Origin of the sequence: Bradyrhizobium sp. LB11.1 (genome assembly GCF_040549385.1) — a bacterium.
In the GTDB taxonomy this organism is placed as follows: Bacteria; Pseudomonadota; Alphaproteobacteria; order Rhizobiales; family Xanthobacteraceae; genus Bradyrhizobium.
Genome location: NZ_JBEPTH010000005.1, coordinates 452,171 through 465,504, shown reverse-complemented (window position 1 = coordinate 465,504; position 13,334 = coordinate 452,171). Strand labels below are relative to the sequence as shown.

The following is a 13,334-nucleotide window of genomic DNA, read 5'->3' as shown; positions in this document are numbered from 1 at the left end:
AGCACCGGAACGGCGGGCAAGGCAATCGCCGAGTTCATCGCCCCGGCGCGCCGTGCGCACTGTTGATAACCGGCACAAACGCCGCGCGGGTGGTGACAGGACGACCTGACGTGTTATCGGGGGATGACGCATCTGCGAGACGGATCAAACACCCATGCGCATTACCCTCGTCGGCTCCCGCCATTTCGGCGTGACCACCCTGAACATGCTCCGCGAGCACGGCGTCGGGATCGTGCGGGTCGTGGTGGCCGAAGCTGAGGACCGCCTGGCCGCAACCGCCGCGGCTGCCGGCATCGAGGTGGTGGTGCAGGCCAATCCCAAGTTGGTGGTGGCCTCCGAGATCGCGCCCGACACCGATCTGATCATCACCGCCCACAGTCATGCCCGGATCGGCAAGGATGCGCTGGCCGCGGCGAAGCTGGGCGGGATCGGCTATCACCCGTCGCTGCTGCCGCGCCACCGCGGCAAGGCCGCCGTCGAATGGACCATCAAGGAAGGCGACCCGATCGCCGGCGGCACGATCTATCACCTTGCCGACCGTATGGACGCCGGCGCGATCGCCGCCCAGGACTGGTGCTTCGTCAAAAAGGGCGAGACCGCCCGCGAACTTTGGGAGCGTGCGCTGGCCCCGCTCGGCCTCAAACTGCTGGCCGATGTGATCGATTACGCCAAGGTCCACAACGCCCTTCCGTCCAAGATTCAGGACGAGCAGTTCGCGACCTCGGCGCCGAGTCTCTCCTGACGTTAACGATTAACGTGAAGGGGCATTGATTCCGCTTCGAAAATTGGCGCCAGAAACGCAAATAAACCATTGTTTCTACAGGAACAATTTTCGGTTTGGCATGGCAACAAATTTCCGTCACATTTCGCCCGAATAACGGTCAGCATATCAGACAGATTCAAGGACGAAATTCATGCGTTTTGCTCGCATTGCGGCGTTCTGTGCCGCCTCAATTTTCATCGCCACCCTCGCCGCTCCCGCCTTCGCACAGACCCCCTATGACGGCAACTGGCAGGTCACCATTGTGACCAAGACCGGCACCTGCGAACCGAGCGCAAGCTCTATGCTGACGGTTGCCGACGGCAGGATCAGCGCTCCGGGCGCTAACGTTTCCGGCACCATCGGCAGCGGGGGTCTTGTTAAAGTTTCGATCAATGGTGCATATGCTAACGGTCAACTCAGCGGCAACGCCGGATCGGGGAAGTGGAATGGAGCATCTGCAGGCATACCATGCAGCGGGCGGTGGGAAGCATCGCGCCAATAAGCTATTCGGAACTGACCTTCTCAACCGGCGGCTGCTCATGGCGGCCGCCGTTTTGTTGGTGACAGCTGTTGCCAGCTCCGAAAGCAAGGCTCAGTCCGGCCCCTTCGCGGCGCTGGCGGGCAGTTGGAGCGGCACCGGCATCGTCACCCTGGATGACGGCTCGACCGAGCGGATCCGCTGCCGGGCCAAATACGCCCCAATCGGTCCGACCATGGAGATGTCGCTGACCTGCGCAAGCGATGCCTACAAGTTCAACCTCGGCGCCAACGTGAGGGCTGAGGGCGGCGCCATCGCCGGCAGCTGGAGCGAGACCAGCCGCAACATCAGCGGCGCGCTTCAGGGCAGGGGTGCCGGCGGAAACTACGAGCTGGTCGCCTCCGCTGCCGGCTTCAACGCCAACATCTCGCTCAAGACGTCCGGCAACAAGCAGAGCGTCAGGATGCGCGCGGACAGCCAGTTCCGCGGCGCTGACATCACGCTGTCGCGCTAAGACGAGTCAGACCTGAAGACAATCGACCCGGCGGTCTCGCCGGGTCTTTTTTTATGCGCTGGGAATGAATGCCGTGACTTCGATCTCGACCTTGGCGCGGTCGTCCACGAGGCCGCCGATATAGAGCAGCGTTGATGGCGGGAAATTGCGCCCGAGCGTTTCTTTCCAGGCGGCGCCGATGCCGGCACCCGCGGCCTCATATTCGCTGCGGCTAGTCAGATACCAGGTCAGGCGCACGATGTGCTCGGAGCCGGCGCCGGCCTCCGCGAGAAGCTTGATGATGCGCTTCAGCGCGGTCGCAACCTGCGCTGCCATGTCAGGCTCGTAATTGCCGGCCTCGTCGCCGCCGGTCTGCCCGGCCAGCACGACCCAGCGGCCCGGCCCCTCCGCCACCACGCCATGTGAAAAGCCGCGCGGTTTTTTCCATTCGGCCGGCTGCAAGATACGCATGAGCGGAGATCTCCCGATTTTCTTGTTGATCCGTGCTTGGCTTAGCACGACGCCGTGCATCGCTGCACCGGCAGATTTGGCCGTTGCAAACAGCCGTGATGTCGCCGATACCCACCCTCCCCCTCAGGATTCCTTTTCCCCCATGAGCCCGACACCATCCAAACCGATGGCCGCACTGTGGATGGCCGGCTGGCTGTCCCTGATGCTCGTCATGGCTGTCGCCGGGCGCGAGACCACGCGCGACTTGAACGTCTTCCAAATCATGGAGGTGCGCTCGCTGATCGGATTCACGCTGCTGCTGCCGATCATCTATCGGGCCGGTGGATTCAAGTCGGTTGCAACCAAACGCTTGCCCCAGCACCTCGCACGCAACGGAGTCCATTATTTCGCACAGCTCGGCTGGTTCTACGCACTGACGCTGATCGGGATCGGCCAGGTCGTCGCGATCGAATTCACGATGCCGATCTGGACCGCGCTATTGGCTGCGACATTCCTGGCCGAGCGCATGACCACTTGGAAGATCGCCGCCATTGCACTCGGCGTCGTCGGCGTCGTCATGATCGTGCGACCGGCCACCGGCGAAATCAATCCGGGCCAGTTGATCGCGCTCGGCGCCGCAATCGGCTTCAGCATCTCCATGATCCTGGCGAAATCACTGACGCGGACCGAGAGCGCCTTGTCGATCCTGTTCTGGATGATCGTAGTGCAGATGGTCGTGGGCCTGCTGCCGACGCTCTATGTCTGGACCTGGCCGTCAACCACCCTCTGGGGCTGGCTCGTCGTCATAGGTATCTGCGGTACTTTCTCGCACTACTGCCTCGCAAGCGCGCTGCGCTATGCGGACGCAACCATCGTCGTCCCCATGGACTTCTTGCGGGTTCCGTTGACTGCGACCGCCGGCTGGCTGCTTTATTCCGAGCGGCTCGACGCCTGGACCGTGCTTGGCGCGGCCCTGATCCTGTGCGGTAATCTGCTGAATTTGAAGCCGGCCGCCCCGGTTCCCGCCCGCGCGCAGTGAACCGGCGCGCTGCCTGACGCGACAAATCAGAGTGGTCGAGCGTGATTTGGATCACGTTGGAAGGGCATTCCATCGTGCACACTCGGTCACAGAGCAGCGGGTTGGGTCGGTTGGGTGAATCGTCGTTTTGCTAGCGCGAGGGCGGGTGCTTTCGTGTAGGTTCGCCCCCAATTTGTTGCTGCCTGTCATTCGATTCTGTTGGGGATTTCTGATGCGCACTCTCACCATCATCGTTTCGCTGATGTGCATCGCGCTGTCGGTCAGCGCCGCAAAGGCCGACCGCCGCGTCGCTTTCGTCGTCGGCAACGGCGCCTACAAGAACGTCGCGCAATTGCCGAACCCGCCGATCGACGCCAAGGCAATGGCGTCGACGCTGCGCAACGTCGGCTTCGAGGTGATCGAAGGATCAAACCTCACCCGCGACCAGATGACGGAAAAACTTCTGGATTTCGGTCGCAAGGCGCAAGGCTCCGATGTCGCAGTGTTCTACTACGCCGGTCACGGCATTGCGGTCGGCGGCAGCAACTATCTCCTGCCTGTTGATGCCGACATCAAATCGGAAATGGACGTCAAGCTGGGAGCCGCCATCAACATCGACCTGACGCTCGACCAGACCATGGGCGACGCCAAGGTCAAGCTCGTGTTCCTCGATGCCTGCCGCGACAATCCCTTCGCTGCCAAGATCAAGTCGAACTCGGCGACCCGCAGCGTCAACGTGCAGAGCGGCCTAGCCGAGATGAAGTCGGGCGAAGGCACGCTGATCGCGTTTGCGACCGGCCCGGGCCAGACTGCGCTCGATGGCCAAGAAGGCAACAACAGCCCGTTCACCCGCGCGCTGATCGACAACATCACCAAGCCCGGCGTCGAGATCCAGCAGGCGATGACGTCGGTGCGCGCCCAGGTCAACGAGGAGACCCACAAGGGCCAGCTGCCCTGGGGGCATACCAACCTGATCGGCGCCGTCTATCTCAATCCGGCACAGCAGACGCAGCAGGTCGCCAACGCCGCACCGACCGCGTCGAACAACGCGCCGGCGGCCGCGGCCAGCGGCAGCTCCGACGGCGTCGAGCTCGAGTACTGGCGCTCGGTGAAGGAAACCAACAAGCCGGAAGAGCTCAACGCCTATCTCTCCACCTACCCGAACGGCCAGTTCAAGGCGCTGGCGCTGGCGCGGCTCGCGGCAATCCAGAACGGTCCGTCGACCACCACCCGCAACCTCAATGCCGGCGTCGATCCCGCCACGTTCACCGATGACGCCAGCCAGCTCACTGAGGACCAGATCGGCCTCGACAAGGGTCAGCGCCGCGACGTGCAGCGCCGCCTCAACGGGCTCGGCTTCGACACCAAGGTCACCGGCGCGTTTACCGACGACACCCGCACGGTGCTGAAGCGCTGGCAGGCCGCCCGCGGCTATCCATCGACCGGCTTCCTCAACAAGCTCCAGCACAAGGCCCTGCTTTCCGAGATCGTGGCGTCGACGACGACCGCCAGCGATGACAACCCGAAGCCGGGCCGCCGCGCGGCTCCGGCTCAGAGCGCACCGGTTCAGCATCGCGGTGGCGGCGGCGATGCCGGCGCGGCCTTCATGGGCGGCGTGGTCGGCGGCATGATGGGCGGCATGTTCCGCCGCTGAGGCGAGACCTGATCGCGAACACAAAAGCCCGGCTCGCGCCGGGCTTTTTCGTCGGTAGCTCCTGACCGTTGCGAAGCAAGCGTCTCGAAGGATGAAGACCCGGATTGCAGCAGCGGGGCATTCATAGTTCGAGACGGCGCTAACGGGCCCCCTCACCATGAGGGTAGCGCCTACTTCCCCGCCGCCTTGCGCAGCGCCTCGTTGATGCGGTCCTGCCAGCCAGGGCCACCCTCCTGGAAGAACTCCAGCACCTCCTGATCGATGCGCAGCGTGACCTGCTCCTTGATCCCCGGCGCGACGTTCGGCTTCGGCGGCGCTGCGGCGACCTTGGCCGTCACCTTCTTGAACGCCGCCTCGGCCTCGGTCCTGGCGTCGCCAAGCGTGCGCGGGCGCCTCGGTGTTTGATCCGCCATGTCCTAGATTCCCTCAAACAGAACCGTCGAAAGATACCGCTCCGAGAAGGACGGCACTATAGCCAGGATGGTTTTTCCCGCAGCTTCCGGCCGCTTGCCGACCTCGAGCGCGGCCGCGATCGCGGCACCGGAGGAGATGCCGCCCGGGATGCCCTCATGCCGCGCTAGCGCTCGCGACATCTCGATAGCGGTGGTCGAATTGATCTTCACAATCTCGTCGATCACGGAGCGGTCGAGAATGTCGGGCACAAAGCCCGCACCAAGGCCCTGGATCTTGTGCGGCGTGTGCTGGCCACCGGAGAGTACCGGGCTCTCTTCGGGCTCGACCGCGACCACACGCAAGGAAGCCTTGCGGGGTTTGAGGACCTGGCCGACACCGGTGATCGTGCCGCCGGTGCCGACGCCGGCGACGAAGTAGTCGATGTTGCCGGCGGTGTCGTTCCAGATCTCCTCCGCCGTGGTGCGGCGATGCACCTCGGGATTGGCGAGGTTCTTGAACTGCTGCGGCATCACCGAATTCGGCGTCGTCTTCAAAAGTTCTTCGGCCGCTGCGATCGCGCCTTTCATGCCTTGGGCTGCCGGCGTCAGCACCAGTTCGGCCCCGAGGAAGGCTAGCATCTTGCGCCGCTCGATCGACATGGATTCCGGCATCACCAGCTTCAACCGGTAACCGCGCGAGGCGGCGACGAAAGCAAGCGCGATGCCGGTATTGCCGGAGGTTGGCTCGATCAACACCGTGTCGGGCTTGATGATGCCCGCCTTCTCCATGGCGATGATCATCGCCGCGCCGATACGATCTTTCACGCTCGCCGCCGGGTTGAAATATTCAAGCTTTGCCAAAATCGTCGCGTTGACGTCGTACATGCCCGGCAGCCGGCGCAAACGCACGATCGGCGTGTCGCCAAAAGCCTCGACGATCGAGTCATAGATCCGGCCGCGGCCGGGTTGGTGTCCTGCACCCGTTTTGGACGATGCGTCCATGATCAACTCCCTGTTACGACGATTCGTGGCGTTCCCGAGCGTCTGGGTCGCATGACCGTCAACGTTTGTGCAATCACAATAGCAACACGCGTAATCGACTTCCATCAACCGATAGAGATTTCACATTCGCACGGATACTCAATTGCTTGCGGACATTTTCAGGTGTCTCTCAGCGACCTCGGAGGCAATATGGGCTGCACGTGCTGTCTCTACCGCTCTGAGGCAATTCGCGATGAATTCTTTCTCTAAAACGACCACAACGAAGATGCGACTGCTGCAAAGCGGATATCTGAGGAGCGTCCAATGTGGAAAATCCTGGTAGTCGCCCTGCCCCTGACCGTCGTCGCATATGCAGGCGGTGCCCGGTTCGGACGCCAACCCGCGCATGTGGCATCGCAAATGATGATGTCCGAGCTGTGCGGCGATGAAGCGCCTTTCATGGCTGAGAACCAGACCGCGATGCATCGTATGATGAGCGAAATGGATATTGGCCCGTCCGGCGATGTCGATCGTGATTTCTCCGCCATGATGATCCCGCACCACCGCGGCGCGATCGCGATGGCGCAGGCCGAATTGCGTTACGGCCGAAATGAATCCCTGCGGCGCATCGCCCAGGAGATCATCGTCGATCAGCAGCAAGAGATCGCCGTCATGGGCTTGGCGCTTGATCAACCGCCATCAACGACCACAGCGGCCCTGGTTCGCAGATGAGAGGAGAGATTGTCATGAAGCGAATTCTCGCGCTCACCACGTCGCTTTGCCTGTCTGGTTTTTCGGCGATGCCGGCTTGGAGCGGACAGGCACCGGGATCCTCGGCCGCAACGGATATTCCCGTCAGTCATCACGATCGGGTCTATGCGGCTGAACAATTCTCCAACACGGTTTCGGTCACCGATCCCGCCGACAACAAGCTGCTCGGCGTGATCAGGCTGGGCGCGCCGTCGCCGCAAAACTTCAGTCCGCTCTACCGAGGGCAGTTGCTTGTGCACGGCATGGGCTTTTCACCCGACCATCGCACGCTGGCTGTGGTCTCAATCGGATCCAATTCCGTCACGTTCATCGACACCGCGACCAACATGGTCAAGCACACGACCTATGTCGGCCGCTCACCGCACGAGGCCTTCTTCACGCCCGACGGCAAAGAGGTCTGGGTGACCGTGCGCGGCGAGAACTACGTCGCCGTGCTCGATCCCGTCAGCTACGAGGAGAAGACGCGGATTGTGGTGGCGAACGGACCGGGGATGCAGATCTTCTCGCCCGACGGCAAATACGGCTATGTCTGCTCGTCGTTCAATCCGGAAATCGCTGTCATCTCCGTGGCCGATCACGCCATCGTCGGCAAGGTCGCGCAGGCAAGCCCGTTCTGTCCCGATCTCGCAGCGACGCCCGACGGAGCGCAGGTCTGGTTCACGCTGAAGGATACCGGCAAGGCACAGGTCTTCGACGCCCGCCCTCCCTTCAATCTGCTCAAGACGCTGAATACCGGCCCGATCACCAACCACGTCAACATCGTCCGTAACGCGAACGGGCAGTTCGCCTACATCACTGTCGGCGGCCTCAACGAGATCCAGGTCTACCGCACCGACGACTTCACCAAGGTCGCATCCATTCGTGTCGGCAGGTTGCCTCATGGCATCTGGCCATCGGGCGACGGATCGCGGGTTTATGTCGGATTGGAGAATGACGACGAGCTCGCCGCCATCGACACGCTCACGAACCGTGTCATTGCAAATATCCCGATCGGCCAGGCGCCTCAGGCCGTCGCCTACGTTCCGGATGCTGTGCCCGCGGCGCGCGAGTCCGGCAACAGTGCCATGAGCGTCATGGAGGATACGGCCAGTCCCGAAGCCACGAATTTGCAGCAGCTCGGCATCGCCGGCCAGGTCGCGCATTTTGCTATGGCTCCAGTCGGTCAAGCCTCAGAACCCCCAACGGCGCTGACCAGTGTCAGCCTGTTCGACCAGGGCCTGTCCCAGGTGTTGCAGGCTGCTGCGACAGGTCTTGAGGCGAAGCACGCCTACGTGCTGGCGCTCGCCACACATCCTGACGGCAGCGGCAAGCTCGAGCCCTTGGCTGGCTTCATGACCAACCCGGCCGGATCGGCGATCGTGAACGCGCTGGGTCCGATCCGTCAAATTGTACAGAGCGACACAGAGGGCGCGAGTTGCTATCTCGTCATCGCGCCTGGCTCCATGACCGAGGTTGGAAAACCGGTGCAGGTCCAGGTCCACGCGCCCTAAGCAGCCTGACACGACATCCCATCAACAGAATGTCATCCGACCTATCGCAACGCACACTGCTGTTTGCATTGCGATAGGCGCGGAACCAACGCACAGAAGGTGTCGAAGCAGAAGCAATTACGAAAAATCAACGCATTCGTGTTGCGACCTCGTCAACTGATTCTGCTTATGTTAGACTTATCAAGCAGGGAAGCAGGGAGGTCACCACGATGTCAGCAATCGCTGAAGTGCTGTCGACCGTAGCGACAAGGCGTGATCCGCGTTGCAGCGAGTTGCCCACCTGTCCCGTGTGCGCCGACTCCATGGTCGCCGCCGAAGCTTCCGCCTACGTCTCGGACCATATGATCAGCTATCTCTGGACCTGCGACACCTGCGGCTACGGCTTCGTCACCAAGCACGCCGTCAAGCAGCGACTCGTCTGCAATTGAGCTACCGAGGGGCGATATCGCCCCTCGCCCAGTCCTCACGCGTACGCTGATAGAACGCCTCGAATGTTCCGTGTGCGATCGCGTCCCTGATGCCCTGCATCAGGAACTGGTAGTAAGCGATATTGATTTCGGACAGCAGCATCGCCCCCAGCGTCTCGCCGGCCTTGACGAGATGATGCAGGTAGGCGCGCGCGTAGTTGCGCGCCGATGGCCATGAGCTCTCTTCGTCAAGCGGACGCGGATCGTCGGCGTGGCGCGCATTGCGCAAATTGACCTGGCCGAAACGGGTGAAGGCGACGCCGTGGCGGCCATTGCGCGTCGGCATCACGCAATCGAACATGTCGATGCCGCGCTTGAGCGCTTCGAGCATGTCGTCGGGCGTGCCGACGCCCATCAAATAACGCGGCCGGTCCGTCGGCAGCGCCGGCGCGGTCTCGTCGATCATCGCCAGCATCACCGCCTGCGGCTCGCCGACGGCAAGGCCGCCGATCGCATAGCCGTGGAAGCCGATCTCGACCAGGCCTTGCGCGCTGGCGTGGCGCAGCTGAGGGATGTCGCCGCCCTGCACGATGCCGAACAGCATGTAGCCGTCAGGCGCGCTCTCGAAGGCGCGCTTGCTTCGTTCGGCCCAGCGCAGCGACAGCCGCATCGCACGCTCGATGTCGTCGTGTTCGGCCGGCAGCCGCACGCATTCATCCATCTGCATCGCAATGTCCGAGCCGAGTAGGCGCTGCACCTCGATCGACCGCTCCGGCGACAGCTCGATCTTGGCGCCGTCGATATGCGAGCGGAAGGTGACGGCCTGCTCGCTGATCTTGCGCAGGTCCGACAGCGACATCACCTGAAAGCCGCCGGAATCCGTCAACATCGGCCCGTTCCAGCCGGTGAAGCGCTGCAAGCCGCCGAGCCCGTTGATGCGCTCCGCGCCAGGGCGCAGCATCAGATGATAGGTATTGCCGAGCACGATGTCGGCACCGGCGTCGCGCACCTCGCGCCAATGCATGCCCTTCATGGCGCCGGCCGTGCCGACCGGCATGAAGGCCGGCGTCCGCACCACGCCGTGCGGCGTGGTCAGGCGGCCGGTGCGCGCGGTGCCATCGGTGGCGAGCAGTTCGAAATGATTGGGAAGACTGGTACCGGGAGGATTCATGGCGCCGCTTATTGCGTGTCGGGCGAAGCCAATCAACCCGTTCGATGCCCCAGACTGGGACACCGCTGACGGGGACGTGATGCCCGTCGCCGCTTGATAAATAAAACGATACAGTGTAGTTTTCTTGCGGAGGCTGAACGAGACGCCGCGGTGACATTGCCGACGGCCGTAGATGCGTGATCGTCAGCCACCGACCGATGCCCCTCCCCAATTGCTCGACTGACATGTCCGCCCTCCCCGATGGCCGGACAAAGCGGACAGGCGCACGCCTGATCAGGACGCTGGCACTCGCGTGCAGCCTGGCGGTCGCCGCCTGCACGTCACTCCCCCGCACGCCCTATACGGCTGCCGATGCGAGTGCCTCGCGCGTGCTCGATATCGACGGCCTGCGGCGTTACGCCGACGAGCCCATCACGAAGTTCAGTTTCGAGCAGGACAAGGCGACCGGGGGCAGAACCTATCTTGCGCTATCAGGCGGCGGCGCCGACGGCGCCTACGGCGTCGGCGTGCTGAACGGCTGGACTGCGGCTCGCAACCGCCCGACATTCTCCGTCGTCTCCGGCGTGAGCACCGGCGGCCTGATCGCGCCCTTTGCCTTCCTCGGATCGCAATATGACGACACGCTCAGCGAGCTCTACACCAGCGGCATCGCCGAAAGCCTGCTGAACGACCCCAGCATCATCCGCGTGCTGTTCGGCTCCGGCCTGTTCGGCAATACGCGCCTGCGCGAGCTCGTCGCGCGCTATGTCGGGCCGGAGATCATGGCACAGGTCGCCCGCGAGAACGCCAAGGGCCGACGGCTGCTGGTGGTCACCACCGATCTCGACACCCAGCGGACTGCCATCTGGGACATGGGCAAGATTGCCGCGGTGGGCACGCCCGAGGCACTCAAATTGTTTCGCGACGTGATGGCGGCCTCCGCCAGCATCCCCCTGGTGTTTCCGCCGATCCTGATCGAGGCCGAAGGCCAGGGCCGCAGGTTTCAGGAGATGCATGTCGACGGCGGCGTGACGGCCCCGGTGTTGACCTTGCCGGAGGCCCTGCTGTTCCAGGGACGCCTGCCGGGCAACGCGAAGATGGACATCTACATCCTCGTCAACAAGAAGATCGAACGTAACTTCGAGCTCGTCGCCAACAGCACGATCGATGTCGCCTCACGCAGCCTGTCCTCGATCACGCAGTCGCAGACGCGTTCGATCATCTTCTCGACCTATGATTTCGCCCAGCGCAACCACCTCGGCTTCCATCTCTCCTACATCGAACGCGATTATCCGGCGCCGCCGTCCGAAGGCTTCGACACCGGCTATATGCGGGCGCTCTATCAGTACGGATACGAGAAAGCGGCAGCCGGCCAGGCCTGGACCTCGCGGATGCCTTGAGGCCCGCGCAGCGGAACGGCGTCGGAGGGGGATCGTTGACGATACGGCCAATTTGGCCAGATTCGCGATGACGCCCCGGCTGCTGCGCGTTATAGAGCAATGACCATCGTCACGACCGCGCAGGAATCATTGGGCATGGGATTGGCTGCGAGCAAGACAAGAGCGGCGGCACCTCGGCGCGAGGCGTCGAAATCGCGCGGCGGCCGGCCGACCAAGAGCGCTGCGATCGAACGCGATCAGCGCCTGATCGAGGTCGCCACGCGCCTGTTCCTCGATCGCGGATTTGATGCGACATCGCTCGACGCGGTGGCGGAAGCGGCTCGCGTCAGCAAGCCGACCGTCTATGCCCGTTATGGTGACAAGCGCGGGCTGTTTGCCGCGGTCCTGCGGCGCGAGATCGAACGCTGGCTTGCGCCGTTGTCTGCGGCGGCAGAGATGCAGCTCGGCAGTGCTTCGGACATCTCGGTCGAGCAGCGGCTGGTCGAGATCGGGCGTGAAATGCTCAACTTCACCTGTGGTCCCGATGCCGTTGCCTTCAGCCGCATGATGACGTCGCAAGCCCTCAATTTCCCTGATGTCGCCAAACTCGGCAAGGAGGAAGGCTGGTTGAAGGCCGTCGCCACCACGGCGCGCTTCTTCGACCATCTGATGGTGCAAGGCGCGCTCGACGTGGACGACACCACGATCGCCGCGGAAGTGTTTCTCGACGTCGTCGTCGGCCACAACCATCGATTGGCGACATTCGGAACGCCGCCGGAAATGAAGGCGGCCGAGAAGCGGATGCGCGCGGCCATCAAGCTGTTCCTGGCCGGTGCGCTCGGACCTGCCGACCGCGTCCCAAGCGTCGCCAAGGGACCTCAACGGCGCCGCCCGCCGCGCTGACAATTCCGTGAGACCAGCGTTTTGTCCTCTGCGGACGAGGCCGTTTCATTGACCAAAATAAAACGATACGGTATGGTTTAGTTATAGGGCGATGCGGGCCACTTTTTTCACCAGCCCCAAAGGAGGTCCGTATCGCTTCGATCGCCGCCGCGGGTACAGCCCGTTGCGGCGCTCCGCGGCCGGCCGATGCCCAAAGGCCGGCCGCGATTTCTTTACGATCATCCGGCACATTTGTTGGCCGAGGGGTCCGAGCATGAGAGCGACGAGACAAGGTGTGCACGGGTTGCTGGCGATCGCCCTGTCCGGGCTGCTCATCGCAGCGCCGGCGCACGCGATCGTCTCGGCGGGCAACACACCCACCGCCCTTCATGACGAAACAGATGGTGACGCCGCGGCGAACCGCCAGGCCGTCAGCCGCGAGATCGAGCGCTTCCGCAGTTCGTCGATCTCGATCAGCCAGGCTATGGCGATCGCGGAAGCCCGTCATGCCGGCGCGACGACCGCGGATATCAGCTTCGACGGCGGCTCGGGCGTGCCGGTCTACCGGGTGAAGACCCTGCACAAGGACCGGATCTGGCGGCAGACGATCAACGCCACGACCGGTGAGGTTATGGGCGGCGAAGCCGCCCTCCCCTTGGCCGAGCTGGATCTTGCTGATCGCAGCAACCTCGCAGCGCTCGGCACCATCAAGCATCGCCTGACGGATGCGGTCCGCGTCGCCGAGCACGCGGCGTCCGGCAAGGCCATCAGCGGCGGGCTGGTGCGCGAAGGCGGTCGGCTCAATTTCGCGATCGTCGTCATCAGCGGCGACGACCTCAAGGAGGTCATCCTCGAGCCGCCGGGCGCGCGGGGCAAATAGCAAGGGCCACAATCCCGCCGAAAAGCCATTGACGACCGCCAGACTCTTCCGCATAAGTCGCCACCATGTTCACGACCACCAAACGCGCGACCAAAACCACCACGGCCTTCGGGGCCCGGGGAGGCGTGCGCTTGTAGTCGTCGACT

15 protein-coding genes are annotated in these 13,334 nt (G+C 63.3%); 11 read left to right on the top strand and 4 right to left on the bottom strand.

Features of this window, described 5'->3' with window-relative positions:
- Window positions 1–154: 154 nt before the first annotated feature.
- The 3 genes from ABIA96_RS16520 to ABIA96_RS16510 all read left to right on the top strand — a co-directional run bounded on the left by ABIA96_RS16520 (window position 155) and on the right by ABIA96_RS16510 (window position 1,755).
- Window positions 155–742, top strand: coding sequence for a formyltransferase family protein (locus ABIA96_RS16520; RefSeq protein WP_354138093.1), 588 nt, complete (start codon window positions 155–157; stop codon window positions 740–742).
- A 172-nt stretch (window positions 743–914) separates the two neighbouring features.
- Complete coding sequence (locus ABIA96_RS16515; RefSeq protein ID WP_354138092.1) at window positions 915–1,265, top strand: hypothetical protein; 351 nt, start codon at window positions 915–917, stop codon at window positions 1,263–1,265.
- Window positions 1,210–1,755: a hypothetical protein gene (locus ABIA96_RS16510; protein WP_354138091.1), complete on the top strand. Its 546-nt coding sequence runs from the start codon at window positions 1,210–1,212 to the stop codon at window positions 1,753–1,755. Before ABIA96_RS16515 ends, ABIA96_RS16510 begins: the two co-directional genes overlap by 56 nt.
- A gap of 51 nt (window positions 1,756–1,806) precedes the next feature.
- Here ABIA96_RS16510 and ABIA96_RS16505 read toward each other — a convergent pair whose 3' ends face one another.
- Entirely contained in the window at window positions 1,807–2,205 is a 399-nt protein-coding gene (locus ABIA96_RS16505; RefSeq protein WP_354138090.1) for a RidA family protein, read from the bottom strand.
- Window positions 2,206–2,347: 142 nt separating this feature from the next.
- Between ABIA96_RS16505 and ABIA96_RS16500 the strand changes: the two genes are divergently transcribed.
- Together ABIA96_RS16500 and ABIA96_RS16495 are read left to right on the top strand one after the other, a co-directional pair.
- Window positions 2,348–3,223 (top strand): DMT family transporter, encoded by an 876-nt coding sequence (locus ABIA96_RS16500; protein ID WP_354138089.1) that lies wholly within the window; start codon window positions 2,348–2,350, stop codon window positions 3,221–3,223.
- A 211-nt stretch (window positions 3,224–3,434) separates the two neighbouring features.
- A complete protein-coding gene (locus ABIA96_RS16495; RefSeq protein ID WP_354138088.1) occupies window positions 3,435–4,856 on the top strand; it encodes a caspase family protein in 1,422 nt (473 codons plus the stop codon).
- 170 nt (window positions 4,857–5,026) lie between these two features.
- On the opposite strand, the gene ABIA96_RS16490 is transcribed toward ABIA96_RS16495, so the two are convergent.
- Window positions 5,027–5,269 carry a BrnA antitoxin family protein gene (locus tag ABIA96_RS16490; protein ID WP_354138087.1) on the bottom strand — a complete coding sequence of 81 codons (243 nt, stop codon included), beginning with the start codon at window positions 5,267–5,269 and terminating at the stop codon, window positions 5,027–5,029.
- A 3-nt stretch (window positions 5,270–5,272) separates the two neighbouring features.
- On the bottom strand, window positions 5,273–6,250 hold the full coding sequence (cysK, locus tag ABIA96_RS16485; protein WP_354138086.1) for a cysteine synthase A: 978 nt from the start codon (window positions 6,248–6,250) through the stop codon (window positions 5,273–5,275).
- A 303-nt stretch (window positions 6,251–6,553) separates the two neighbouring features.
- Between cysK and ABIA96_RS16480 the strand changes: the two genes are divergently transcribed.
- The 3 genes from ABIA96_RS16480 to ABIA96_RS16470 all read left to right on the top strand — a co-directional run bounded on the left by ABIA96_RS16480 (window position 6,554) and on the right by ABIA96_RS16470 (window position 8,918).
- Entirely contained in the window at window positions 6,554–6,961 is a 408-nt protein-coding gene (locus ABIA96_RS16480) for a DUF305 domain-containing protein (protein WP_502918822.1), read from the top strand.
- A 14-nt stretch (window positions 6,962–6,975) separates the two neighbouring features.
- Entirely contained in the window at window positions 6,976–8,490 is a 1,515-nt protein-coding gene (locus tag ABIA96_RS16475) for a YncE family protein (RefSeq protein WP_354138085.1), read from the top strand.
- A gap of 209 nt (window positions 8,491–8,699) precedes the next feature.
- Complete coding sequence (locus ABIA96_RS16470) at window positions 8,700–8,918, top strand: hypothetical protein (protein WP_354138084.1); 219 nt, start codon at window positions 8,700–8,702, stop codon at window positions 8,916–8,918.
- A gap of 1 nt (window position 8,919) precedes the next feature.
- Here ABIA96_RS16470 and tgt read toward each other — a convergent pair whose 3' ends face one another.
- The gene (tgt, locus tag ABIA96_RS16465; protein ID WP_354138083.1) at window positions 8,920–10,068 is read right to left on the bottom strand and encodes a tRNA guanosine(34) transglycosylase Tgt; all 1,149 of its coding nucleotides are present in this window, start codon (window positions 10,066–10,068) and stop codon (window positions 8,920–8,922) included.
- Window positions 10,069–10,292: 224 nt separating this feature from the next.
- Between tgt and ABIA96_RS16460 the strand changes: the two genes are divergently transcribed.
- The 3 genes from ABIA96_RS16460 to ABIA96_RS16450 all read left to right on the top strand — a co-directional run bounded on the left by ABIA96_RS16460 (window position 10,293) and on the right by ABIA96_RS16450 (window position 13,188).
- A complete protein-coding gene (locus ABIA96_RS16460) occupies window positions 10,293–11,447 on the top strand; it encodes a patatin-like phospholipase family protein (protein ID WP_354138082.1) in 1,155 nt (384 codons plus the stop codon).
- 135 nt (window positions 11,448–11,582) lie between these two features.
- A complete protein-coding gene (locus ABIA96_RS16455; protein ID WP_354138195.1) occupies window positions 11,583–12,329 on the top strand; it encodes a TetR/AcrR family transcriptional regulator in 747 nt (248 codons plus the stop codon).
- A gap of 253 nt (window positions 12,330–12,582) precedes the next feature.
- Window positions 12,583–13,188 (top strand): PepSY domain-containing protein, encoded by a 606-nt coding sequence (locus tag ABIA96_RS16450; protein WP_354138081.1) that lies wholly within the window; start codon window positions 12,583–12,585, stop codon window positions 13,186–13,188.
- The last annotated feature ends 146 nt before the right edge of the window (window positions 13,189–13,334 follow it).